The sequence below is a fragment of the Bradyrhizobium sp. AZCC 1719 genome (assembly GCF_036924525.1).
Taxonomy (GTDB): domain Bacteria; phylum Pseudomonadota; class Alphaproteobacteria; order Rhizobiales; family Xanthobacteraceae; genus Bradyrhizobium.
In genome coordinates this window covers 4,873,604-4,896,197 of record NZ_JAZHRU010000001.1, presented here as the reverse complement: position 1 = coordinate 4,896,197, position 22,594 = coordinate 4,873,604, and the positions used below count along the sequence as shown (strand labels likewise).

Sequence of the window (22,594 nt, the reverse complement as noted above, 5' to 3'; positions counted from 1 at the left end):
TTCGTCCGAACCAGCCCGCGCGGAGTAACGGCGATGTCACCTGAAGTATGGCTGCCGTTGGCATTCGTTCTCGGCTATCTGCTGGGCTCGATTCCCTTCGGGGTGGTGCTGACCACAGTCGCAGGCACGCAGGACCTGCGCTCGATCGGCTCCGGCAACATCGGCGCCACCAACGTATTGCGCACGGGGCGCAAGGGTCTCGCCGCTGCGACGCTGATCGGCGATATGCTCAAGGGTACGGCTGCGGTAATGATCGCAGGCTATTTCGGCGGCGCAGATGCGGCGATGCTGGGTGCGCTCGGCGCCTTCCTCGGTCACCTCTTCCCGGTCTGGCTCAAATTCAACGGCGGCAAAGGCGTCGCCACCTATATCGGCGTGCTGATCGGCCTGTTCTGGCCGGGGGCCGTGATGTTCTGCCTGATCTGGTTAGCCACCGCCTTAACCACGCGCTATTCGTCACTGTCGGCGCTGGTCGCCGCGTTTGTCACCCCGCTGTTCCTGTGGTGGTTCGGCCACCCCGCGCTGGCGTCGCTGTTCGTCGTGCTGACGCTGCTGCTGTTCTGGAAGCACAGCGAGAACATCAAGCGCTTGCAGGCCGGGACTGAAGGACGGATCGGGGCGAGGTAGCGGAGCGAGCCGCCGATCAGGCTGCCTCTTCCTCACGCGTCGGGCGGATCAGTATCTCGGCAGAAATTCCGAGTTGCTCATGCAGACGCCGGATCATATCGATTGACAGACTACGCCTGCGATTCATGACCTCTGCGACCCGCGCGCGAGTGCCGATCAACGGCTCGAGATCCTTGCGGCTAAGGCCTTGCTGTTCCATCCGAAATTGGATCGCTTCGATCGGATCCGGCGGATCCATGGGATAGTGCTTCGCTTCGTAGGCGTCGATCAGTGTCGCCAGCACATCGAGCCGGTCACCCTTCGGTGTCCCACTCTTTGCGCCCCAAAGCCGTTCAACCTCGGCAAGCGCGTTTTTGTAATCCGCCTTGGTGCGGATCGGTTTCAGTTCAGTCGCCATATCGCACCTCCGTCACGTCGATCTTGTCGTAGGCTCTATGCGTGCCGATCCATTTGATCCAGACAATGCCCTTTTCGAAATCGACAGCCACTACAAGTCGATAGTCATTACCCTTGATGTTGAAGACGATCCGCTCCGCGCTGACGATACTTGCCGTGGCATAGCGACGCTTGACCTCCGCCGTGCTCTTCCACGAAGCCTTGCTCACTTCGTCGAACCATGCATCCAGCGCCGCTTTTACTGCCGGTTGGTCCTTCCTGCCGGAAAGCCTCTGCACGAATTCTCGCAACGTGCGGCGAGCAATAACTCTCATTCGTTATCACATATCATGGTCCCATTATGGGAGCAACAAGCTCGTTGGCATTTATTTCCGGGCAAGCGCGTCTTCCACAAACCGCGCCGCCGCCAGTGCTTGCGCATCCGCGCCGTATCTCGCAATCACCTGCACGCCCACCGGCAAGTTGACGCCCGCCACAAAAGCCGGAACGTTGACGCAGGGTACGCCCATCAGCGTCCATAGCCGATTGTAACGGGCGTCGCCGGTCGAAGCCAAACCCCGCGGGGCAGCACCTGGTGCGGAGAAGGTCAGCAGCACATCGACCTCATCGAACACTTTTTCCAGCGCTTGTCTGGCGCGGTCCGCTATTCTAATCGCCGCGTCATAGGCGGCGGGCGTTGTGTCCCTGCTCCCATCCAGCTTGGCCCGCAAGAGCGGCGCCATTTCCGCGTAATGTTCACGATACTCCCAGGCGAGCGCCCGATGCGCCTCAAACTCTTGCACGACCGGTTGCGCCAACCATGCCTCGGCAACAATTTTGGGCAAATCCAATGCGCGCACCGGGGCACCGGCTTTCTCCACCGCCCGCTTCGCAATCCGCAATGCAGCCTCGCCTGACGCTTCCGGCGCGCCCGCGAAATCCTGGATCACGACGCCGATGCGTGGTGTTGAAATCGTGGGCGGCAGAAGCAATTCGGGCCGGCCGGTCATTGCCGATAACCCGCGCGCGAGGTCATCGACGCCGGCCGCGAACAGCCCGACTGTATCGAGCGTCCACGAATAGCATTTCACCCCGACCGTCGGCAGCACGTGGTAGGACGGCTTGATCGCGGCGACGCCACAGAACGAGGCCGGCCGGATCACCGAACCGCCGGTCTGCGTCCCCAGTGCCAACGGGATCATGCCGGCCGCAACCGCTGCGGCAGAGCCCGATGACGACCCGCCGGGTGTATGACCCTTGTTGTGCGGATTGAGCGTCGGTGTCGGATCCAGCGAGGCGAATGCCGTCGTTGTGGTCTTGCCGATGATGCTGGCGCCCGCCTGCTTCAGCATCATCACGACGGCAGCGTCGCCGCGCGGTCGATATCCCCGGTAGATCGGCGAGCCCATCTCGGTCGGAAACTCCGCGGTATCCATGATGTCCTTGATGCCCACCGCGATGCCGCGCAGCGGTCCGGTGCTTGCCGCGCGCAGATTTTCGGCACGGCAGACGAAAGCGCCAATCGTCCTGTCCTGTGTGGTGATCGCTTCCATCGACTGCGCGACGGCGGCATCGGGTGAAAGCTCGCCTGCATCGATGCGGCGCTGGAGGCCGGCGAGCGAGATCATGGGGCGTGGTCCTGCGGCTTTTGATTGTGGCGGCTGGATGGAATATGATTGATCCGCCGCTGTCAAAGTTATCCGTGACTCCTGATGCAGCTTGAATCCATCCTGACCTGTCCGCGCTGCAACCATCAAGCCGATGAGCAAATGCCAACGGACGCCTGCCAGTTTTTTTATATCTGCCAAGGCTGCGGCGAGAGGCTGAAGCCGCTGGCGGGCGACTGCTGCGTGTTCTGCTCGTACGGCTCCGTGCCGTGTCCTCCCGTTCAGGAAAGCGGCAAAGCTGCCTGCTGCCGCTAACAAGCTCAGGACGTTTTTGCGTCAAACAGGTTGATCGCAATCTCAGGTTGGGCAAAGCTGCGTCCGCATGCATGACCGGACGCCACATACCATTCCCACCCTTCACCTCACCGACGCCGAGCGGATCGACCGGCTGCGCCTGATCCGCAGCGACAATGTCGGCCCGCGCACCTTCAACTCGCTCATCAGTCATTTCGGCAATGCGCGTGGGGCGCTGGAGCGGCTGCCCGAACTGGCGCGGCGTGGCGGCGCTGCGCGTTCAGGGCGCATCTGCAGCGAGGAGGAGGCGCGGACCGAGATCGCTGCGGCCAACAAGATCGGCGTCTCGCTGGTGGCGCCGGGCGAAGCCGCCTACCCGCCGCGGCTGGCGACCCTCGACGATCCGCCGCCGCTACTCGGCGTGCGCGGTGCGCCCGACGCGCTGATGCGGCCGATGATCGCGATCGTCGGCTCGCGCAATGCTTCCGGCGCCGGATTGAAATTCGCCGGCCAGTTGGCGCGCGACCTCGGCGACGCCGGCTTCGTTGTCATCTCCGGGCTGGCGCGCGGCATCGATCAGGCCGCGCATCGCGCAACGATCGAAAGCGGCACGGTCGCGGCGCTGGCCGGCGGCCACGACCGGATCTATCCGCCGGAGCATCAAGATTTGCTGGCGATCTTGCTCAAACAAGGCGGAGCGATTTCCGAAATGCCGCTCGGCCACGTGCCACGCGCCCGCGACTTTCCACGCCGCAACCGCCTGATTTCGGGCGCCTCGCTCGGCGTCGTCGTGATCGAGGCCGCGCATCGGTCGGGATCGCTGATCACGGCGCGGATGGCCGCCGAACAGGGCCGCGAAGTGTTCGCAGTGCCCGGCTCGCCGCTCGATCCGCGCGCCGCCGGCACCAACGATCTGATCAAGCAGGGCGCGGCGCTGGTCACCGAAGCGAACGACGTCATCAACGCCATTCAGCCGATCCTCGAACGGCCGATCATGCTCGAGGCGCGCGAGGACGACGAGCCGCTCGACTTCAACACCGATCCAGGCGAACGCGAGCGCATCGTCGCGCTGCTGGGACCGAGCCCGGTCAGCCTTGACGATCTGATCCGGATGTCGGGCCTCTCGCCCACCATCGTCCGCACGGTGCTGCTCGAACTCGAACTCGCCGGACGGCTGGAGCGTCACGGCGGCGGGCTGGTGTCGCTGATCTAGAGAATGATGAGATCAGGTCCGGCCTGATGCTTCGTGAACCGCCCAAACAAAATATCGAAAACAACCCCATGCAAAGTAGCCGGCAACGGCCGGCGCAGCCATGCGATCGACTGAACCTAATTTCGTCAGACTCTAGTCCTTCGGATTGCGCGCATCGAAGCTGGTCCGCGCGCCCTGGATCTCCGGCAAGTGCTCGAACGCCCACTTGCCGAGCGCCTGCACCGGCTCTGCGAGTCCTCGGCCGAGATCGGTCAGCTCGTAATCGACGCGCGGCGGGATAGTCGGAAAGATGGTGCGCGTGACGAGGCCATCGCGCTCCAGTCCACGCAGGGTGAGCGTCAGCATCCGCTGTGAGATACCGCCGATCTTGCGCTTGAGCTCATTGAAGCGCTGCGGCCCATCGATCAGCATCATGATCACGAACACGCTCCATTTGTCGCCAACCCGCGCCAATACCGACGCTACGGCGCGGCAATTTTCCCCGTCGTGACCCCTGGGCGGTAAGGCGGGAACATTGATGTGCTCGGGTCTCATGGATGTGCTCGGGTGAAAGAAATGTGCGTTCTTGCGGGGTTATGTCACGGTCACTCATATAGCGCCAGTTACAAACCGATACCATAAGGGTGACCCTACCATGAAACTCCTGCATCTCGATTCCAGCGTTCTCGGCCCCCACTCCGTCAGCCGCCAGGTTTCCGCCGCCGTCGTCGACCGCCTGCGACAATCCACTCCTGGCCTCGAAGTCAGCTACCGTGATCTCACGCTGACCCCGCTGGCGCATCTCACCGGCTCACACCTCGCTGCCGGCCAGGGAGCGGCCCCGGAAGCTGCATTGCGGGAGGATATCGCCGCCGGTCAGACCGTCCTGGAAGAGTTTCTGGCCGCCGACATCGTCGTGATCGGCGCGCCCATGTACAATTTCACGATCCCGAGCCAGCTTAAGGCCTGGATCGACCGTATCCTGGTCGCGGGGAAGACCTTCAAATACGATGCCCAAGGTGTCCAGGGGCTGGCCGGCAACAAGCGCGTCATCGTCGCGATCTCGCGCGGTGGCTATTACGGCCCGGACACGCCGGCCGCGCTCGGCGAACATCTCGAAACCTATTTGCGCTGGGTATTCGGCTTCATCGGCATCAGGAATCCCGAATTCATTTCCGCCGATGGCATTCAGGTCGGCCCGGAGCATCGCGAAAAAGCCGTGGCCGGCGCGCTGAGGGCAGCGAGCGACTTGGCAGCCTAGGAGTTGGCAGCCTAGCTTGAGACGAGAGCGGTTGCCGCCGCCAGGCGCGAAGGCAGCCGCTCAATCAGAAGACGCCGTTGATGCGGAGGATAACGACGACCAGCGAGATCAGCAGACCGACCCCGGAAAACAGGGCGACTGAAACAAGTTGAGCGGTATCCGAACTTTGCGACGCCGAGGAGGAGATGCCAGCGGTTTTCGGCATGACGGCTCTCCGGTTCTTTTGATTGGCAAGAACGCCTGCCAAAATGTGCTGCAGTTACACCCCGGGTTCAATGCGCGTTCTGGCCCAGCGCCAATCCGCCGCAGGGCCGGAGCCTGTCAGCGCGACGGTCACGTACTGTCAATTCCGGCCTTCATCTTTTCACGACAGCTTGCGTTTGCTGCGGGTGCGCAGCCGCTCTTCCGCCTCGAGCTGCGCCATGCCCAGCAAATGGCTGAGCACCTCGAGCCGGTGGCGCTCCGCCAGTTTGACCAGTTCGGCAACGGTCTCCGCGATAAAGGCCACGGCCTCGTCGGGGCCGCCCTCCTCACCTCGTTCAATGTTACGTTCGTCGGGTGGCGAGCCCTTCTTCTTGCCTGAAGCTTTCCGCTTCCGGCCGCCTGCAGCCTTGCTCAAAAAACTTGCATCCAATTGAATACAGTATTGCCCAGAAATAACCCCTTTGGAGGCGCAACTCTAGGGCGCATTTCGCAACTCCTCAGATATAAGTGGACAGCGAAAGGTTCCCTGGCGGCATTTGCCGATTTGACAGGGGCCGCCTCACCACCCATGTTCGGGTCCAATCGGTGGGCCGCGAGTCTCGCGGAACCCGCCTTTATCTTTTCCCGTAAGCCATTGGAATGACATGAATATCGTCATCGTGGAGTCGCCGGCGAAAGCCAAGACGATCAATAAGTATTTGGGCGCCTCCTACGAGGTTCTGGCCTCGTTCGGCCATGTCCGCGACCTCCCCGCCAAGAATGGTTCCGTCGATCCGGACGCCAATTTTCAGATGATCTGGGAGGTCGATCCCAAGGCGGCCGGCCGGCTCAACGACATCGCCAAGGCCCTGAAGGGCGCCAGCCGGCTGATTCTCGCAACCGACCCTGATCGCGAGGGCGAAGCGATCTCCTGGCACGTGCTGGAGGTGATGAAAGAGAAACGCGCGCTGAAAGATCAGAAGATCGAGCGCGTGGTGTTCAACGCCATCACCAAGCAAGCGGTGACCGATGCCATGAAGGCGCCGCGCCAGATCGACGGCGCGCTGGTCGACGCCTATATGGCGCGGCGCGCGCTGGACTATCTGGTCGGCTTCACGCTCTCCCCCGTGCTCTGGCGCAAACTGCCAGGCGCGCGCTCGGCAGGCCGCGTGCAGTCGGTCGCGCTGCGGCTGGTCTGCGACCGCGAACTCGAAATCGAAAAATTCGTCCCGCGCGAATACTGGTCGCTGGTTGCGACCCTGACCACGCCGCGCGGCGACAGCTTTGAGGCGCGTCTCGTCGGCGCCGACGGCAAGAAGATCCAGCGGCTCGACATCGGCTCCGGCGCCGAAGCCGAAGATCTCAAGAAGGCCATTGAGGCGGCGAACTTCACGGTTTCGACCGTCGAAGCAAAGCCCGCGCGCCGCAATCCGCAGGCCCCCTTCACCACCTCGACGCTGCAGCAGGAAGCCAGCCGCAAGCTCGGCTTTGCACCGGCGCACACCATGCGGATCGCGCAGCGCCTCTATGAAGGTATCGACATCGGCGGCGAGACCACCGGCCTCATCACCTATATGCGAACCGACGGCGTGCAGATCGACGGCTCGGCGATCACCCAAGCGCGCAAGGTGATCGGCGAGGATTACGGCAACGCCTATGTCCCCGACGCGCCGCGCCAGTACCAGACCAAGGCCAAGAACGCGCAGGAAGCGCACGAAGCGATCCGCCCGACCGATCTGTCGCGCCGGCCCGCCGAGATGCGCCGCCGCCTCGATCCCGATCAGGCCAAGCTTTATGAACTGATCTGGATCCGCACCATTGCGAGCCAGATGGAATCGGCCGAACTCGAACGCACCACGGTGGATATCGCGGCGAAGGCCGGCTCGCGCGTGTTGGAGTTGCGCGCTTCGGGCCAGGTCATCAAGTTCGACGGTTTCCTCGCGCTCTACCAGGAAGGCCGCGACGACGAGGAAGACGAGGATTCACGCCGCCTCCCCGCCATGAGCGAAGGCGAAGCCCTGAAGCGACAGGCGCTTGCCGTCACCCAGCATTTCACCGAGCCGCCGCCGCGCTTCTCCGAAGCCTCGCTGGTGAAGCGGATGGAAGAGCTCGGCATCGGCCGTCCCTCGACCTACGCCTCGATCCTGCAGGTCCTGAAAGACCGCGGTTACGTCAAGCTGGAGAAGAAGCGGCTGCATGGCGAGGACAAGGGCCGCGTCGTGGTCGCCTTCCTTGAAAACTTCTTCTCGCGCTATGTGGAGTATGACTTCACCGCCGCGCTGGAGGAACAACTCGACCGCATCTCCAACAACGAGATTTCCTGGCAGCAGGTGCTGCAGGATTTCTGGATTGGCTTCATCGGCGCGGTCAACGACATCAAGGATCTGCGCGTCGCCGAAGTGCTGGATGCGCTCGACGACATGCTGGGGCCGCACATCTACCCCGCCCGCGCCGATGGCGGCGACATCAGGCAGTGCCCGACCTGCGGTACCGGCCGGCTTAACCTGAAGGCCGGCAAGTTCGGCGCCTTCGTCGGCTGCTCGAACTATCCGGAATGCCGCTACACGCGTCCGCTGGCCGCCGACTCCGAGGCGAGCGCCGACCGCGTTCTCGGCAAGGACCCGGAAACCGGCCTCGACGTGACGGTGAAGGCCGGCCGCTTCGGCCCCTACATCCAGCTCGGCGAGCAGAAGGATTACGAAGAGGGCGAAAAGCCCAAGCGCGCCGGCATCCCGAAGAACATGTCGCCCGGCGACATGGAGCTGGAACTGGCGCTGAAGCTCCTGTCGCTACCGCGTGAAATTGGAAAACATCCGGAAACCGGCGAGCCGATCACTGCTGGCATCGGCCGCTTCGGCCCGTTTGTGCGTCACGAGAAGACCTATGCGAGCCTGGAGGCCGGCGACGAGGTGTTCGACATCGGCCTCAACCGCGCGGTGACGCTGATCGCGGAAAAGATCGCAAAAGGCCCGAGCGGCCGCCGCTTCGGCGCCGATCCCGGCAAGCCGCTCGGCGAGCATCCGAGCCTTGGCGGTGTTGCCGTCAAGAACGGCCGCTACGGCGCCTATGTCACCGCAGGCGGTGTCAACGCTACGATCCCGAGCGACAAGACGTCGGACACGATCACGCTGGCCGAAGCCATCGCGCTGATCGACGAACGCGCCGCCAAGGGCGGCGGCAAGCCAAAGCGCGGCGCCAAGAAGGCCGCGCCGAAGAAGGCCGCCGCCAAGACTGCCAGCAAGACTGCCAGCAAGGCTGCCGATCCCGATGCGCCGAAGCCCGCCAAGAAGGCGCCGGCGAAGAAGCCGGCCGCGAAGCCGAAATCGGAGGCCGTGAGCAAGGCGCGCGCGCCGGTCGCCTCCGCCGCCAAGACATCGGCGGCAAAGCCCACTGCACCCAAGACGCCCGCGAAAAAGCGCGCGGGCAAGGCGCGAGGATAAGTGAAGAGAAAACACGACCATGGCTTTCCGGCCCGGGACGCCATCGTCGCCTTTATCCGTGCCCATCCGGGCAAGATCGGCACCCGCGAGATCGCCCGCGAGTTCGGCCTGAAGAATGCCGACCGCGCCGAACTGAAACGCATCCTGCGCGAGCTCGCCGACGAAGGTGCCATCGCCAAACGGGGCCGGAAGATTCACGAGACGGCCCTCCTGCCCCCGACCGTGATTGCCGACATCACCGGGCGCGACACCGACGGCGAACTGCTCGCCACTCCCACCGAATGGGACACAGAACAGAGCGGCCCCGCGCCGAAGATCCGCATCCACGTCCCGCGCCGTCTGCAACCCGGCACGGCAGCCGGCGTCGGCGACCGAGCCCTGCTGCGGATCGAGAAGGCTGATGATAGCGAAGGCGCCCCCTATCGCGGGCGCGTCATCAAGATCATCGATCAGGCCCGCGCGCGCGTGCTCGGCATCTTCCGCAAACTGCCTGGCGGCGGCGGCCTGCTCGTTCCCGTCGACAAGAAGCAGGCCGGGCGCGAATTGAACATCGCGCCATCGGACACCGCGGGCGCCGAGGATGGCGACCTCATTAGCGTCGATCTGGTGCGCTCGCGCGGCTATGGCCTCGCCTCCGGCAAAGTGAAGGAGCGGCTCGGCTCGTTGTCGAGCGAAAAGGCGATCAGCCTGATCGCGATCCACGCCCACGAAATCCCGCAAGCGTTTTCGCCATCCGCCTTGCGCGAAGCCGAGGCCGCGCAGCCTGCTGACTTGAAAGGCCGCGAGGACTGGCGCGATTTGCCGCTGGTGACCATCGATCCGCCTGATGCGAAGGACCATGACGACGCGGTGCACGCCGCGCCCGATGCCGATCCGAACAACAAGGGCGGCTATGTGGTCCATGTCGCGATTGCCGACGTCGCCTTCTACGTGCGGCCGGGCTCGGCGCTAGACCGCGAAGCAGTGACGCGCGGCAACTCGGTGTATTTTCCGGACCGCGTGGTGCCGATGCTGCCGGAGCGCATCTCCAACGATCTCTGCTCGCTGGTGCCGGGCGAAGCGCGCGGCGCGCTCGCGGTGCGGCTCGTCATCGGCCCCGACGGCCGCAAGCGCTCGCACAGCTTTCATCGCGTGCTGATGCGCTCGGCCGCGAAGCTGCACTACGCGCAGGCGCAGGCCGCGATCGACGGGCGGCCCGACGATATCACCGGCCCGCTGCTGGAGCCGATCCTGACGCCGCTCTACGCCGCTTACGCGCTGGTGAAGCTCGCGCGCGACGAACGCGATCCGCTCGATCTCGATCTGCCCGAGCGAAAAATCCTGCTCAAGCCCGACGGAACGGTCGATCGCGTCATCGTGCCGGAGCGTCTCGATGCGCACCGTTTGATCGAGGAATTCATGATCCTCGCCAACGTCGCCGCGGCCGAAATGCTTGAAAAGAAGGCGTTGCCGCTTATCTATCGGGTGCATGACGAACCGACCTTGGAGAAGGTTCATAATCTCCAGGAATTCCTGAAAACGCTCGACCTCCCGTTTGCGAAGACCGGCGCGCTACGACCCTCGCTGTTCAACCGGGTGCTGGGCCAGGTCCGCGGCGAGGATTACGAGCCGCTGGTCAACGAGGTGGTGCTGCGCTCGCAGGCGCAGGCGGAATACTCGGCGGAGAATTACGGCCATTTCGGCCTCAACCTGCGCCGCTACGCCCATTTCACCTCGCCGATCAGGCGATACGCTGATCTGATCGTGCATCGTGCGCTGATCCGCGCGCTCGGTCTCGGTGAAGGCGCGTTGCCGGAGATCGAGACGCTGGAGACACTGGGCGAGATCGCGGCGCAGATTTCGCTGACCGAGCGCCGCGCGATGAAGGCGGAGCGCGAAACCGCCGACCGGCTGATCGCGCATTTCCTCGCCGACCGTATCGGCGCAACGTTTCAGGGCCGTATCTCCGGCGTGACCCGCGCCGGGCTGTTCGTGAAGTTATCGGATACCGGCGCCGACGGGCTGATCCCGATCCGCACGCTCGGCACCGAGTACTACAATTATGACGAGACGCGTCACGCGCTCGTCGGCTCACGCAGCGGTGCCATGCACCGGTTGGGTGACGTTGTCGACGTGCGTCTGGTAGAAGCTGCACCGGTAGCCGGCGCGTTGCGGTTCGAGCTGTTGTCGGAAGGCCAGGTGGAAGGCAAGGTCATTCCGCGCGGCAGAAAACGCGACGGCTCGAAAGCGTCGGCAAAGCCGTCGAAATCGCATCCGGGCCGCAGCCCGCGCGACAAGGTTCGCAAGCCTCACAAGGGCAAGTCGGGCAAAGCCAGGCCCGGCAAATCGAAGAAAGGCAAGTCATGGAAACGGTGAACGCCGCGACGACATGGACCCGGGACACCGCGCAGGCCGAGAAGCGCGACCTCTGGACCGCGATGAAGCGCGGCTTCCGTTGCCGCTGTCCGCGTTGCGGCGAAGGCAAGATGTTTCGCGCTTTCCTGAAGACTGCCGACAATTGCTCGAAGTGCGGGCTCGATTTTACCCCGCACCGCGCCGACGATCTGCCGGCCTATCTCGTCATCGTCATCGTCGGCCACATCGTGGTGCCGGCGGCGCTGTGGATCGAAACCAACTACTCGCCCGCGGTGTGGCTGCAACTGGCGATGTATCTGCCGGCGACGCTCGTCTCCTCGCTCGTATTGTTGCAGCCAATCAAGGGCGCGGTGGTCGGCATTCAGTGGGCGCTGCGCATGCACGGCTTTGATGAAAATGCCCCTAGCGACATGCCGCCGGTCTAGCTAGACCGGTTGTAACAAGAAGCACCAAAGATGGGGATGGAATGAACGACGTCGCGACCGCCGTAAAGGAAGAAAAGGAAGCCGATCATCATCCCTATTTCCGGCCCAAGGATGCAGCGACGCTGATCCTGATCGACCGCTCCGGCGACAAACCGAAAGTTCTGGTCGGCAAGCGCCACGACAAGGTGGTGTTCATGCCCGGCAAATATGTTTTTCCGGGCGGGCGTGTCGACAAGTCGGACAACCGCATTCCGGTGGCCGCGCCGATTTCCCCAGAGCTCGAAGCCAATCTGCTCAAAGGCAGTCCGAAGATCGCACCATCGCGGGCGCGCGCGCTGGCGGTTGCTGCGATCCGCGAGGCCTGCGAGGAAACCGGCCTCTGCCTCGGATGCAAGGTCGACAAACCCGTGAAACTCGACGGCGCCTGGAAGCCGTTTGCGGAAGCAGGCCTGCTGCCCGATCCGTCCGGCCTGTTCCTGATCGCGCGCGCGATCACTCCGCCTGGCCGCGTCCGCCGTTTTGATACGCGCTTCTTCACGGCCGACGCGTCAGCCATCGCCCACCGGGTCGAAGGCGTGATCCACGCCGACGCTGAACTGGTGGAGCTGGTGTGGGTCGAGATCGGCTCGCAGCCGCTCGCCGACGCGCACGCCATGACCAAGAACGTGCTCGCCGAACTCGATCGCCGCCTTGCGACCGGCCCGCTGCGCCACGACGCGCCGGTGCCGTTCTTCCACTTCTACGGCGGCAAGATGCAGAAGGACGTGCTGGGGGCGTAGAGTCCCCCGCTCTCTCCCCGTCATTGCGAGGAGCGTTAGCGACGAAGCAATCCATCTCGACGCTTGCGGTGCTATGGATTGCTTCGCGAAGCCTGTCATCGGGCGCGCATTCGCGCGACCCGTTGGCTCGCAATGACGGTATTGCCACCGTCGAATCGTTCTCCGCCTGTCCTTTAAATTGCAAAATTCTTCTGCGCGCCCCTAATGGCGCAGCCCTTGCCTGTGCCTATCTCTTTCCCAACAATAACAGCTACGGAAACGGGGCAATGGCACAGCGGCAACTCAAGCTCGGCGCGTTCATGCGGCCGGTCTCCATCCACACCGGCGCATGGCGCTATCCCGGCGCCTGGCCCGATGCCAATTTCAATTTCCCGCGCATCAAACAATTGATCCAGAAGCTCGAAGCCGGCAAGTTCGACGCGTTCTTCATGGCCGATCATCTGGCCGTGCTGAACATGCCGATCAATGCGCTCAAGCGCAGCCACACGGTCACTTCGTTCGAGCCGTTCACGCTGTTGTCGGCGCTATCAGCCGTGACAGAGCATATCGGCCTGATCGCGACGGGATCGACGACCTTCGACGAGCCCTATCACGTGGCCCGGCGCTTCGCCTCGCTCGATCACATCTCAGGCGGACGCGCCGGGTGGAATATCGTCACCACCTCCAATCCGGACGCAGCGCTCAATTTCGGGCTCGACGATCACATGGAGCACGCCGAGCGCTACAAGCGGGCGCGCGAGTTTTATGACGTGGTGACGGGTCTGTGGGATTCCTTTGCCGATGACGCCTTCATGCGCGACGTCGAACGAGGCCTCTATTTCGATCCCGCCAAAATGCACGTGCTCAATCACAAGGGCAAACATCTGTCCGTGCGCGGCCCGCTCAACATCGCCCGCCCCGTGCAGGGCTGGCCGCTGATCGTGCAGGCCGGCGCGTCCGAGGACGGCAAGCAGCTCGCGGCGGAAACCGCGGAAGCCGTATTCACCGGCGGCGGCAGCCTTGCCGACGGACAGAAGCTTTATGCCGACATCAAGGGCCGCATGGAGAAGATCGGCCGCAACCCCGAGCATCTGAAGATCCTGCCCGGCGCCTTCGTCGTGGTCGGCGACAGTGTCGAAGAAGCCAAGGAGAAAAGGGCCAAGCTCGACAGCATGGTGCATTACGACAGCGCCATCGCTTCGCTCTCGGTGCAGCTCGGCACCGATGCCTCCGGCTTCGATCCCGACGGCCAGTTGCCGCCGATTCCCGAAACCAACGCCAGCAAGAGCGGCCGCCAGCGCCTCGTCGATGCCGCCGCGCGCGACAAGCTCACGGTGCGCCAGCTCGCCCAGCGCGTCGGCGGCTATGGCGGACTGTCCTTTGTCGGCACGCCGCAAACCATCGCCGACCAGATGGAGGAATGGCTGATGAGCCGCGGCAGCGACGGTTTTAACATCATGTTCCCATTCCTCCCGGCCGGACTGGACGATTTCGTCGACAAGGTGGTGCCGGAACTGCAGCGGCGCGGGATTTTCCGGAAAGCGTATGAGGGCAAGACGCTGCGGGAGAATTTGGGGCTGCCGAGGCCGAAAAACCGGTTCTTTGAGGGTTAACGCGCGTATTCCGCAAAAGTGGACACCGGTTTTGCGATCAGAATACGCGCAAAAACATGGATACTACCCCGATTTATGCCGGTTTTTGCCCCGAAAACCTTGACTTTGGGCGATCAGAAGCTAGGTTGCGCGGCAAATGCAGGCCGGTTTGGCCGGCGCCTGACACCCCCATTTTTGAGGTTCTGAACATGGCCAAAGCGGTCACCATCAAGGTCAAGCTCGTTTCCTCGGCGGATACCGGCTTCTATTACGTCGCCAAGAAGAATTCGCGCACCATGACCGACAAGCTGGTCAAGAAGAAGTACGACCCGGTCGCGCGCAAGCACGTCGAATTCCGCGAAGCGAAGATCAAGTAAGCGAGCCAATCGCTGACGATTTTGAACGGGGCCTTGCGGCCCCGTTTTTGATTCCTGACTATCCGTGTCCCGGACGCGGTGCAGCGCTTCTTCAGCGGTGCACCGCAGAGCCGGAACCCACAGTAGCCGCGGATGGACACCGGATCAGCAGCGCACCACGCTGCAAGTGCGGCGCGCTGCGCAGCATCCGGGGAACGCTCCCCGACTACGCCGTCTGCATCTGCGGCGGTCCGCTCGGCCGGATCAGTGCGAACGCGACCTGGACAATGCCGCCGGCCAGGCCAAGCGCGACGCCGATCCGCCACGCCATGGTGTAGGAGCCGAGCGCGTCATACAGCACCCCGCCGCCGAACGCGCCGAGGAAGCTGCCGACCTGGTGGCTCATGAAGGCGAGCCCCTGGATCATCGCCTGCCATTTCAGGCCGAACATTTCTGCCACCGCGCCCGCAACCAGCGGGCCGACGCCCATCCACAGGAAGCCCATGATGGCGCCGAACAGCAGCGTAGTTGCCGGCGTCGGCGGCAGCGTGAAATACCAAGCGAGTGCGATCGAGCGGAAGATGTAGATGCCGCCGAGCAGCGCCAGCTTGTTCCAGCGCTGGCCGGCCCAGCCGAAGAAAATGCTGCCGAGCACGTTGAAGCCGCCGATCATGCCAAGCGTCTGCGCACTCAGCATCGGGTCCATGCCACAGATCGCCAGATATGACGGCAGGTGCGTGGTGAGAAAGACGAGCTGCATGCCGCAGACGAAATAGGCGCCGGTCATCACCACGAAAGACGCGTTGGCGAACGCCATCTTCGTTGCGGCGGTGGCCGAAGTGTCGCCGATCTCGTCTTCTGTCGGCTTGGGCAACGGGATCTTGTCCACCCTGCCCGCGTACCAGGCCGCGGGAATCATCAGGAGCGACAGCACCACGAAGCCGACCAGCCCGATCCGCCAGCCGTAATCTTCATTGAGCATCTGCCCGATCGGCGCCGACAATAGCGCGCCGAGGGAGCCGGCGCCCGACACCAGGCCGAGCACGGTGGAACGCACCGACGCAGGAACGGCGCGCGCCGCAACCGACATCGCAATCGCCGCCGCGGTGCATGCCAGCGACGTGCCGATCAACACACCGCCGCCGATCATGACGGCGAGAACGCCGTTCGCCCCCGCCATCAAGGCAAGGCCCGCGACATAGAGCAGCGCGCCGACCACCATGATGGCGCGAAAGCCGTAGCGCACGGTCAACGCCCCGGCGAGCGGCTGCAAAAATCCCCAAGCGAGGTTTTGCACCGCGATTGCCAGCGTGAAGTCGGAAATCGATATTTTGATATCCTGCGTCAGCGGCTGCATGAAAATGCCGAGCGACTGCCGCAGCCCCATGCTCAGCGTCAGCATGATGGATGCGCCGATCAGGATGGGCAGCGTCGGACGCAGGATTTGCAGCAGGGCCATTGTTTTTATTCTCCCTAAGGGGCGCGATTCGAACGCCGCGTCCTGCAATTGGCATCTGAAATAGGTACACAGACCTGTGTACCTGGGCTATAAGGGGCGCTGCTGTCAAGCAAACGGTGACCCACGCATTCGCATGGCTACCCTGCCCGCCAAACCGGTGATGAAGGAACGGATTCTGGAAACCGCGGATAGGCTGTTCTATCTGCAGGGAATTCGCGCGGTCGGCGTCGACACCATCGCGGCCGAAATCGGCATCAGCAAGCGCACGCTCTACAATCATTTTCCGTCCAAGGACGCGCTGATCTCGGCCTATCTGGCCCGGCGCTTTGTGGCGCCGCGGCCTTCCGACAAGTCGCCGATCGAGCAAATTCTCGGCACTTTCGATTCGCTGGAGCGGCGCTTTTCGGCAAAAGATTTTCGCGGCTGTCCCTTCGTCAACGCGGTGGCCGAACTCGGCGAGGATCAGTCGGTCCGAAAGGTTGCGGTCGAGTTCAAGGAAAGCCGCCGCCTCTGGTTTCGCGACCTGCTGGCGCAACTCGGCATCCGCCGAGCGGATGCGCTGGCAACGCAGCTCGCCCTGCTCGTGGACGGCTCGATCGCGCAGGATCTCGTCCGCAACGATCCCGCGATGGCGCGCGCGGCAAAGGAAGCCGCAACGGTGCTGCTCAGGAATGCGGGGGTGAAGGTGGGTGGGGCTGCAGCCACGCACAAACGCACGGCGAAGAAACAGCAGTCAAAGTAGGCCTCTTGAGGCTCTCTCCACCGTCGTCCCTGCGAACGCAGGGACCCATACGCCGTGGCTTTTCAATGCGCCGATGTGGTAGTCACCTTTGCTACAAGCAGCATCGGTGGTTATGGGTCCTGCGTTCGCAGGGACGACGTCAGAGAAAGCGGCGATAAGTGGGAGCGAAAATGGAAGACCTGAAAGTGACCGCAAACGGTTACGACTTCAAACCAGCACGCGCGGCCATGCAGCGCTATATCGACAACAACCTGCTGTCAGGCATTTCCTGGGCGGTCATGGTCGGGCGCGACCTCGTCGACGTGAATTGCGTCGGCTGGGCCGACAAGGAAGCGCAGACGCCGCTCCGCACCGATCACATCTTCCGCGTCTTCTCCAACACCAAGCTGATCACCTCCTGCGCCGTGCTCTTGCTATTCGAGGAAGGTAAACTCAGGCTCGACGACGCCATCGAAAAGTTCATTCCGCAGCTCGGAAATCGCCAAGTACTGCGACCCGGCGCCAGCTCGCTTGACGATACCGAGCCTGCAAAAAGCTCGATCACCATCCGTCAGTTGCTCAGCCACAGCTCCGGCCTGAGCTACGGCTTCTTCGATCCCGGCACCGCCATCTACCAGGCGCTTAACGAGCGCGGCGTCCACAATCCGATGACGACGCTGGCCGACATGGTGGACGTGCTGGCCGGCCTGCCGCTGATCTATCAGCCCGGCACGTCGTGGGAATATTCGCTAGCCACCGACGTGCTGGGGCGGCTGGTCGAAGTCATCAGCGGCCAGAGTTTCGACAAGTTCATCCAGGCGCGCATTCTCGACCCGCTCGGCATGGTCGATACCGGCTTCATCGTGCCGGAAAAGGATCAGGGCCGGCTCGTCGCCTATTACGCCGGTGCGGACCTGATGGAGCCGATGAAGCCGGGATTGACCAGAACCGACAACTCGCCCTTCCCCGGCGCTTATCTGCGCCCGATCGCAAGACTGAGCGGCGGCGGCGGCCTGGTTTCAACCCTGCCCGACATGGTCGCGCTGATCCGAAGCCTGCTGCCCGGCGGGCCGACCCTGCTCAAGCCCGAAACGATTGCGCTGATGCTGACCAACCAATTGCCCGAGGGTCAGTGGATCCGCTTTGCGTTGATGGGAGAGCAGCCCGGCAAGGCGTTTAGCTTGGCCGGCGGATTGATCGTGACGCCTTCGGCGTTCGATCACCCGGATGCCGCAGGTGAACTCTATTGGGGCGGCGTCGCCGGCACCCAATGGTGGATCTCGCCGAAGCGCAACATGGCCGGCGTGATGATGGCGCAGCGCCAGATGTCGTTCGTCCATCCGTTCTCGTTCGAGTTCAAGCGGCTGGCGTATGAGGCGGTGAAGCAGGGCCGCGAAGAAATGCGGGCATCCGCGTAAGCATCCACACAACGGCTGTCGTCACCCGCCAACGGGTCGCGCGAATGCGCGCCCGATGACAGGCTCCGGCGGGTGATCCAGTATCCCGGAGACGCTAGTTGTTGAGCGGAGAAGCCGCGGCGTACTGGATACCCCGCCTGCGCGGGGTATGACGACCGGTGGAGCAACTGCGCGCCATCGCCTACGCCGCCGCCGAGACCACCCGGTTCCGTCCGTCGTGCTTGGCGCGATAGAGCGCGGTGTCGGCGCGCTTGAGCACGTCAGCGACCGGCTCGCCCTTGTGGTCCAGCGTCGCCAGGCCGATCGAGATCGTGACGTCGATCCGCTTGGTGCCCTTGTTGACGGCAAAGGTTTCGCTGGCGATCGAGCGGCGCAGGCGCTCAGCAACCATGCCGGCGACGGTCAGGTCGGTTTCCGGCATCACGATGACGAATTCCTCGCCGCCATAGCGGCAGGCGAGATCGATGCCGCGGATCGACTTGCGGATACGCACGGCGAACTCGCGCAACACGTCGTCGCCGGCGTCGTGGCCGTAGGTGTCGTTGATGGATTTGAAGAAGTCGATGTCGAGGATCATCAGAGCGAGCGGCTTGCCGCGGCTCGAGGCCTGTTCGACGAGCGTCGAGAGATGGCTTTCCATGTAGCGGCGGTTGTGCAGCCCGGTCAGTGCGTCGGTGATCGCCATTTCGATCGAGTTCTGCACGTTGTCGCGCAGATGGTCGGTATAGCGTCGCTTGCGGATTTGGGTGCGCGCCCGCGCCAGCAGTTCGTTCTTGTCGACGGGACGCAGGAGATAATCGTTGACGCCGATTTCGAGGCCACGCAGCAGTCTCGCATTGTTGTCGGCGTCGGAGATGGCGAGAATGGGCAACTGGCGGGTGCGCTCCAGCGAGCGCGCCTGGCTGCACAGCCGCAGGCCGTCGTAATTCTCCAGGCTGAGAGAGACGATCAGCAAATCGTAATTGCCGTCAGCGGCGTGAAACAGCGCTTCCGCCGGATTGATTTCGACGTCGACGGTGTGCTCGGCGGCAAGGATCGGCGCCAACCGCTCGTAGGACGACGGCCGGTCGTCGACAAGCAGGATCCGCCCGCCGACGCCCTTGTCGGCAATCGCGCTGCGCTCGGGCGCTTCCATGCCGATCTCGAGCGAGGTGATGGCGCGCATGCGCAGCTCATCGGTCATCATCTTCAGCCGCGTCAGTGACCGAACGCGCGCGATCAGAACGATGTCGGATACCGGCTTGGTGAGAAAATCGTCGGCCCCGGCTTCCAGCCCGCGGACGCGATCGGACGGGCTGTCAAGCGCGGTGACGATCACGACGGGAATGAAATGGGTCGCGGGGTTGGATTTCAGCCGGCGACAGACCTCGAAACCGTCCATGTCCGGCATCATGACGTCGAGCAGGATGATGTCGCATTCGGAGCGCGAACAGAGGTCGAGCGCCTCGGCGCCGTTGGAAGCGGTCAGCACGTCGAAATATTCGGCCGACAGCCGGGCTTCCAGCAGCTTGACGTTCGCGGGAACGTCATCGACGACAAGGATACGCGCAGACATCGAAACTCACCCCTACCCGATAAAACGCCGTACGGTTTCAATAAACTTGCCGACGGAAATTGGTTTGGACAGATACGCCTCGCAGCCGCCTTCGCGAATGCGCTCTTCATCGCCCTTCATCGCAAACGCGGTGACGGCAACCACCGGAATGGCGCGCAACTCCGGATCGTCCTTGATCCAGCGCGTCACTTCGAGGCCCGACACCTGCGGAAGCTGGATATCCATCAGGATCAGATCAGGGCGCAGCTTGCGGACGAGATCGAGCGCCTCAAAACCATTGCTGGTGCCGGAGGTTTGATAGCCATGCGCTTCCAACAGATCGCGAAAGAGCTTCATATTGAGCTCGTTGTCCTCCACGATCAGGACGGTTTTCGCCATCCCGTCCCTCCCTCATCCCAGGAAACAAGTCCGGCCTTTCGGCACGTCTTGCTCCGACGCCGCCCCCTGTCGAAAAGTGAAATCAAACTAGCGCCAGATTCGCTCTAAGCCGTTAAATCGATGCGCCAACTTTTACGAAGCGGCCCGATTGTTGAACACACTCCGCAGACTCGGGCATGATGGTTCCCAAATTAGAGACCATAAGTTAACGGAAAGGCAAACGATCTATTGAAAAAGTCTGTTCACAACCCTCGCGAAGTGGCTGAAATCGTTGCGGTTCAGGCGCTGAGTTTCATCGCCGGCGATCCCGAGCGGCTCGGCCTGTTCCTGGCTGAAACCGGCATCGGTCCGGAGACGCTGCGCACGGCCGCTACCGACCCGCAATTTCTGGCCTCGGTGCTGGATTTTGTGATGCGGGACGACGCCACGGTGAAGGCATTTGCGAGCGCCTCGCAACTGCACCCGACCAATATCGCCGCCGCGCGCCAGGTGCTGGGCGATCCGCATTGGGAGCGCGACGTGCCGTGAGCGCGCAGGCGCCAACCTTCTTAGATGGTCCGCGCGCGTTCTGCCGGGATTGCCTCGGCGACCTCGATATCAAGGCAAGGCGATGCAATGAATGCGGTTCCCCGCGCCTGGTCCGCCACCACGCCCTGCCCTCGCTGACGCTGGCGCATATCGATTGCGACGCGTTCTACGCCACGGTGGAGAAGCGCGACAATCCGGAACTTGCCGACAAGCCCGTAATCATCGGCGGCGGCAAGCGCGGCGTGGTTTCGGCTGCCTGTTATGTCGCGCGGACCTATGGCGTGCGCTCAGCGATGCCGATGTTCAAGGCGCTGGCGCTCTGCCCCCAGGCGGCCGTGATCCCGCCAAACATGGCCAAATATGTCCGCGTCGGCCGCGAGGTGCGGCATGCCATGCAGACGCTGACGCCGCTGGTGGAACCGCTCTCGATCGACGAGGCGTTTCTCGATCTTTCCGGCACGCAGCGTGTTCACGGCATGATCCCCGCAAAAGTGCTGGCGCGCTTTGCCCGCGAGGTCGAGCGCGACATCGGCATCACGGTTTCCGTCGGCCTGTCCTGCAACAAGTTCCTGGCCAAGATCGCCTCCGATCTCGACAAGCCGCGCGGCTTTGCCGCCCTCGACCAGATTGAGGCCCGCGAGATGCTCGCCGACAAGCCGGTCGGCTTCATCTACGGCGTCGGTCCCGCGACCCAGGACAAGCTGCTGCAGCGGGGGTTTCGCATCATTGCGGACCTGCAGCGTGCCGACGAGGTCGAGCTGATGAAGCAGTTCGGCGGCGAAGGCCGCCGGCTGTGGCGGCTGGCGCGCGGCATCGACGACCGCAGCGTGGTCCCCGACCGCGGCGCCAAGACGATATCGAGCGAAACCACGTTCGAAAACGACATCCGCGATTTCGCCACGCTGGAACGGCTGTTGTGGCGGCTGTCGGAAAAGGTGTCGTCCCGGCTGAAGAACGGCAATCTTGCAGGCCTCACCATCACGCTGAAGCTGAAGACCGCCGATTTCAGGCAGCGTACCCGCTCGCAATCGATTCAAGCGCCAACCCAGCTCGCCGCGAAGATCTTTGCGGTGTCGCGCGAAATGCTGGCCAAGGAGATCGACGGCACCGCCTTCCGCCTGATGGGCACAGGCGTCAGCGCGCTGCGCGAGGGATCGCGGGCCGATGACATCGACATGCTCGACCGCCGCTCGGCCCACGCCGAGCGCGCGATGGATGACTTAAGGAAGAAGTTCGGCAATGCCGCCGTGATCCGCGGCATTGCGTATCAGGGACCGGCGAAGGAAGAGGACGAGGAGGAAGAGTAGACCGCTCTCTCCCCGTCATTGCGAGGAGCAAAGCGACGAAGCAATCCATCTAGCCGTTATGCCGCGCCATGGATTGCTTCGCTGCGCTCGCAATGACGACCTCAATCGACGACGGCCACTGCCTCAATCTCGATCAACCATTCAAGGGCCGCGAGCGCCGTTACACCGACGAGCGTGCTCGCCGGCGGCTCCATGCCTTCAAAGAAGACCGAGCGCGCCTTGCCGATGATCGGACGGAGCTCCGGTTTATAGCCGACGACGAAGGTGGTGATCTTCACGATGTCAGCGTAACTCGCACCGGCCGCTTTCAGCGCCAGGCCAATATTCTGCATCACCTGCGTCGTCTGCGCGGCCAGGTCACCCTCGCCGACCACCCGCCCCTCCTCGTCGGTGGACACCTGGCCCGCGATGTAGATCGTGCGCGCGCCCGAAGCGACGACGACGTGGGAGTAGGCCGGATTGTGGTGAAGTCCGCTTGGCCGAAGTTTTTCGAGCTTGCTCATCTTTGCGCCTCCCTAACGTGCATGGTTCGTCCGAAGCGTATCCGGGTCGGGTGCTCTCGACCAGACTCGTTATCGCAGGATGCGCAGCACGCGTCCCAAGGCCTGCCCCGAGGACGAGCCTCCTTAATTGCAGGGCTTGGAATCCCTGACGCCGAATTTGCCCACCCTCAAAGCAAGATACTCAACTATGCGGTCTTGAACCGGCAAGGAATGATCAGATTTCTATTAAGTCTCCAATTTGCAGGGAGCCCCACAGGCCC

At 63.2% G+C, this 22,594-nt stretch carries 24 protein-coding genes; 14 read left to right on the top strand and 10 right to left on the bottom strand.

The features are described 5' to 3' along the window. The first annotated feature begins 33 nt into the window (after positions 1 to 33). A complete protein-coding gene (gene plsY, locus V1292_RS22915) occupies positions 34 to 627 on the top strand; it encodes a glycerol-3-phosphate 1-O-acyltransferase PlsY (protein WP_334374916.1) in 594 nt (197 codons plus the stop codon). Between the two features lie 16 nt (positions 628 to 643). Here plsY and V1292_RS22910 read toward each other — a convergent pair whose 3' ends face one another. The 3 genes from V1292_RS22910 to V1292_RS22900 all read right to left on the bottom strand — a co-directional run bounded on the left by V1292_RS22910 (position 644) and on the right by V1292_RS22900 (position 2,630). Beyond that, on the bottom strand, positions 644 to 1,024 hold the full coding sequence (locus V1292_RS22910; protein ID WP_334374915.1) for a helix-turn-helix domain-containing protein: 381 nt from the start codon (positions 1,022 to 1,024) through the stop codon (positions 644 to 646). After that, complete coding sequence (locus V1292_RS22905; protein WP_334374914.1) at positions 1,014 to 1,301, bottom strand: type II toxin-antitoxin system HigB family toxin; 288 nt, start codon at positions 1,299 to 1,301, stop codon at positions 1,014 to 1,016. Before V1292_RS22905 ends, V1292_RS22910 begins: the two co-directional genes overlap by 11 nt. An 87-nt stretch (positions 1,302 to 1,388) precedes the next feature. After that, positions 1,389 to 2,630: an amidase gene (locus V1292_RS22900; RefSeq protein ID WP_334374913.1), complete on the bottom strand. Its 1,242-nt coding sequence runs from the start codon at positions 2,628 to 2,630 to the stop codon at positions 1,389 to 1,391. 84 nt (positions 2,631 to 2,714) lie between these two features. On the opposite strand from V1292_RS22900, the gene V1292_RS22895 reads away from it, so the two are divergent. Together V1292_RS22895 and dprA are read left to right on the top strand one after the other, a co-directional pair. Then, positions 2,715 to 2,924 (top strand): GDCCVxC domain-containing (seleno)protein, encoded by a 210-nt coding sequence (locus V1292_RS22895; RefSeq protein WP_334374912.1) that lies wholly within the window; start codon positions 2,715 to 2,717, stop codon positions 2,922 to 2,924. Between the two features lie 67 nt (positions 2,925 to 2,991). Next, on the top strand, positions 2,992 to 4,116 hold the full coding sequence (gene dprA, locus V1292_RS22890) for a DNA-processing protein DprA (protein ID WP_334374911.1): 1,125 nt from the start codon (positions 2,992 to 2,994) through the stop codon (positions 4,114 to 4,116). 132 nt (positions 4,117 to 4,248) lie between these two features. Here the strand turns inward: dprA and V1292_RS22885 are convergent, their stop codons facing one another. Beyond that, a complete protein-coding gene (locus V1292_RS22885) occupies positions 4,249 to 4,650 on the bottom strand; it encodes a winged helix-turn-helix transcriptional regulator (RefSeq protein WP_334374910.1) in 402 nt (133 codons plus the stop codon). A gap of 100 nt (positions 4,651 to 4,750) precedes the next feature. On the opposite strand from V1292_RS22885, the gene V1292_RS22880 reads away from it, so the two are divergent. Then, positions 4,751 to 5,356, top strand: coding sequence for an FMN-dependent NADH-azoreductase (locus V1292_RS22880; protein ID WP_334374909.1), 606 nt, complete (start codon positions 4,751 to 4,753; stop codon positions 5,354 to 5,356). A 64-nt stretch (positions 5,357 to 5,420) separates the two neighbouring features. Here V1292_RS22880 and V1292_RS22875 read toward each other — a convergent pair whose 3' ends face one another. Continuing rightward, complete coding sequence (locus tag V1292_RS22875; RefSeq protein ID WP_176721964.1) at positions 5,421 to 5,561, bottom strand: hypothetical protein; 141 nt, start codon at positions 5,559 to 5,561, stop codon at positions 5,421 to 5,423. Positions 5,562 to 5,720: 159 nt separating this feature from the next. Then, positions 5,721 to 5,975, bottom strand: a complete 255-nt coding sequence (locus V1292_RS22870) for a hypothetical protein (protein WP_334374908.1) — start codon at positions 5,973 to 5,975, stop codon at positions 5,721 to 5,723. A gap of 229 nt (positions 5,976 to 6,204) precedes the next feature. Here V1292_RS22870 and topA point away from each other — a divergent pair, with 229 nt between their 5' ends. The 6 genes from topA (at position 6,205) to rpmG (ending at position 14,486) form a co-directional block, all read left to right on the top strand. Continuing rightward, positions 6,205 to 8,979 (top strand): type I DNA topoisomerase, encoded by a 2,775-nt coding sequence (gene topA / locus V1292_RS22865; RefSeq protein ID WP_334374907.1) that lies wholly within the window; start codon positions 6,205 to 6,207, stop codon positions 8,977 to 8,979. After that, positions 8,980 to 11,334 (top strand): ribonuclease R, encoded by a 2,355-nt coding sequence (gene rnr / locus V1292_RS22860; protein ID WP_334374906.1) that lies wholly within the window; start codon positions 8,980 to 8,982, stop codon positions 11,332 to 11,334. Continuing rightward, positions 11,322 to 11,759 (top strand): DUF983 domain-containing protein, encoded by a 438-nt coding sequence (locus V1292_RS22855; protein WP_334374905.1) that lies wholly within the window; start codon positions 11,322 to 11,324, stop codon positions 11,757 to 11,759. Before rnr ends, V1292_RS22855 begins: the two co-directional genes overlap by 13 nt. A 41-nt stretch (positions 11,760 to 11,800) precedes the next feature. Then, positions 11,801 to 12,538, top strand: coding sequence for an NUDIX hydrolase (locus V1292_RS22850; RefSeq protein WP_213286431.1), 738 nt, complete (start codon positions 11,801 to 11,803; stop codon positions 12,536 to 12,538). A gap of 266 nt (positions 12,539 to 12,804) precedes the next feature. Beyond that, entirely contained in the window at positions 12,805 to 14,130 is a 1,326-nt protein-coding gene (locus V1292_RS22845) for an LLM class flavin-dependent oxidoreductase (protein WP_334374904.1), read from the top strand. Between the two features lie 188 nt (positions 14,131 to 14,318). Next, positions 14,319 to 14,486: a 50S ribosomal protein L33 gene (gene rpmG, locus V1292_RS22840; RefSeq protein WP_007603295.1), complete on the top strand. Its 168-nt coding sequence runs from the start codon at positions 14,319 to 14,321 to the stop codon at positions 14,484 to 14,486. A 205-nt stretch (positions 14,487 to 14,691) separates the two neighbouring features. Here rpmG and V1292_RS22835 read toward each other — a convergent pair whose 3' ends face one another. Further along, on the bottom strand, positions 14,692 to 15,924 hold the full coding sequence (locus V1292_RS22835) for an MFS transporter (RefSeq protein ID WP_334374903.1): 1,233 nt from the start codon (positions 15,922 to 15,924) through the stop codon (positions 14,692 to 14,694). Positions 15,925 to 16,057: 133 nt separating this feature from the next. Between V1292_RS22835 and V1292_RS22830 the strand changes: the two genes are divergently transcribed. Beyond that, entirely contained in the window at positions 16,058 to 16,666 is a 609-nt protein-coding gene (locus V1292_RS22830) for a TetR/AcrR family transcriptional regulator (protein WP_442895555.1), read from the top strand. A 170-nt stretch (positions 16,667 to 16,836) separates the two neighbouring features. After that, complete coding sequence (locus V1292_RS22825; protein WP_334374902.1) at positions 16,837 to 18,063, top strand: serine hydrolase domain-containing protein; 1,227 nt, start codon at positions 16,837 to 16,839, stop codon at positions 18,061 to 18,063. Between the two features lie 181 nt (positions 18,064 to 18,244). On the opposite strand, the gene V1292_RS22820 is transcribed toward V1292_RS22825, so the two are convergent. Continuing rightward, positions 18,245 to 19,618 carry a PleD family two-component system response regulator gene (locus tag V1292_RS22820; protein WP_334374901.1) on the bottom strand — a complete coding sequence of 458 codons (1,374 nt, stop codon included), beginning with the start codon at positions 19,616 to 19,618 and terminating at the stop codon, positions 18,245 to 18,247. Between the two features lie 12 nt (positions 19,619 to 19,630). Continuing rightward, positions 19,631 to 19,996, bottom strand: coding sequence for a response regulator (locus tag V1292_RS22815; protein ID WP_027538546.1), 366 nt, complete (start codon positions 19,994 to 19,996; stop codon positions 19,631 to 19,633). 228 nt (positions 19,997 to 20,224) lie between these two features. Here V1292_RS22815 and V1292_RS22810 point away from each other — a divergent pair, with 228 nt between their 5' ends. Together V1292_RS22810 and V1292_RS22805 are read left to right on the top strand one after the other, a co-directional pair. Next, complete coding sequence (locus tag V1292_RS22810) at positions 20,225 to 20,524, top strand: DUF3572 domain-containing protein (RefSeq protein WP_334374900.1); 300 nt, start codon at positions 20,225 to 20,227, stop codon at positions 20,522 to 20,524. Further along, positions 20,521 to 21,831: a DNA polymerase IV gene (locus V1292_RS22805; protein ID WP_334374899.1), complete on the top strand. Its 1,311-nt coding sequence runs from the start codon at positions 20,521 to 20,523 to the stop codon at positions 21,829 to 21,831. Before V1292_RS22810 ends, V1292_RS22805 begins: the two co-directional genes overlap by 4 nt. Before the next feature lie 101 nt (positions 21,832 to 21,932). Here the strand turns inward: V1292_RS22805 and V1292_RS22800 are convergent, their stop codons facing one another. Next, positions 21,933 to 22,334 (bottom strand): RidA family protein, encoded by a 402-nt coding sequence (locus tag V1292_RS22800; protein ID WP_334374898.1) that lies wholly within the window; start codon positions 22,332 to 22,334, stop codon positions 21,933 to 21,935. Positions 22,335 to 22,594 lie beyond the last annotated feature (260 nt).

Bases quoted from the DNA above. Each gene is read 5' to 3' on its own strand.
- plsY (WP_334374916.1), top strand. From the start codon at position 34: ATGTCACCTGAAGTATGGCTGCCGTTGGCATTCGTTCTCGGCTATCTG.
- V1292_RS22910 (WP_334374915.1), bottom strand. From the start codon at position 1,024: ATGGCGACTGAACTGAAACCGATCCGCACCAAGGCGGATTACAAAAAC.
- V1292_RS22900 (WP_334374913.1), bottom strand. From the start codon at position 2,630: ATGATCTCGCTCGCCGGCCTCCAGCGCCGCATCGATGCAGGCGAGCTT.
- V1292_RS22895 (WP_334374912.1), top strand. From the start codon at position 2,715: ATGCAGCTTGAATCCATCCTGACCTGTCCGCGCTGCAACCATCAAGCC.
- dprA (WP_334374911.1), top strand. From the start codon at position 2,992: ATGCATGACCGGACGCCACATACCATTCCCACCCTTCACCTCACCGAC.
- V1292_RS22885 (WP_334374910.1), bottom strand. From the start codon at position 4,650: ATGAGACCCGAGCACATCAATGTTCCCGCCTTACCGCCCAGGGGTCAC.
- V1292_RS22880 (WP_334374909.1), top strand. From the start codon at position 4,751: ATGAAACTCCTGCATCTCGATTCCAGCGTTCTCGGCCCCCACTCCGTC.
- V1292_RS22875 (WP_176721964.1), bottom strand. From the start codon at position 5,561: ATGCCGAAAACCGCTGGCATCTCCTCCTCGGCGTCGCAAAGTTCGGAT.
- topA (WP_334374907.1), top strand. From the start codon at position 6,205: ATGAATATCGTCATCGTGGAGTCGCCGGCGAAAGCCAAGACGATCAAT.
- V1292_RS22855 (WP_334374905.1), top strand. From the start codon at position 11,322: ATGGAAACGGTGAACGCCGCGACGACATGGACCCGGGACACCGCGCAG.
- V1292_RS22850 (WP_213286431.1), top strand. From the start codon at position 11,801: ATGAACGACGTCGCGACCGCCGTAAAGGAAGAAAAGGAAGCCGATCAT.
- V1292_RS22845 (WP_334374904.1), top strand. From the start codon at position 12,805: ATGGCACAGCGGCAACTCAAGCTCGGCGCGTTCATGCGGCCGGTCTCC.
- rpmG (WP_007603295.1), top strand. From the start codon at position 14,319: ATGGCCAAAGCGGTCACCATCAAGGTCAAGCTCGTTTCCTCGGCGGAT.
- V1292_RS22835 (WP_334374903.1), bottom strand. From the start codon at position 15,924: ATGGCCCTGCTGCAAATCCTGCGTCCGACGCTGCCCATCCTGATCGGC.
- V1292_RS22830 (WP_442895555.1), top strand. From the start codon at position 16,058: ATGGCTACCCTGCCCGCCAAACCGGTGATGAAGGAACGGATTCTGGAA.
- V1292_RS22825 (WP_334374902.1), top strand. From the start codon at position 16,837: ATGGAAGACCTGAAAGTGACCGCAAACGGTTACGACTTCAAACCAGCA.
- V1292_RS22820 (WP_334374901.1), bottom strand. From the start codon at position 19,618: ATGTCTGCGCGTATCCTTGTCGTCGATGACGTTCCCGCGAACGTCAAG.
- V1292_RS22815 (WP_027538546.1), bottom strand. From the start codon at position 19,996: ATGGCGAAAACCGTCCTGATCGTGGAGGACAACGAGCTCAATATGAAG.
- V1292_RS22800 (WP_334374898.1), bottom strand. From the start codon at position 22,334: ATGAGCAAGCTCGAAAAACTTCGGCCAAGCGGACTTCACCACAATCCG.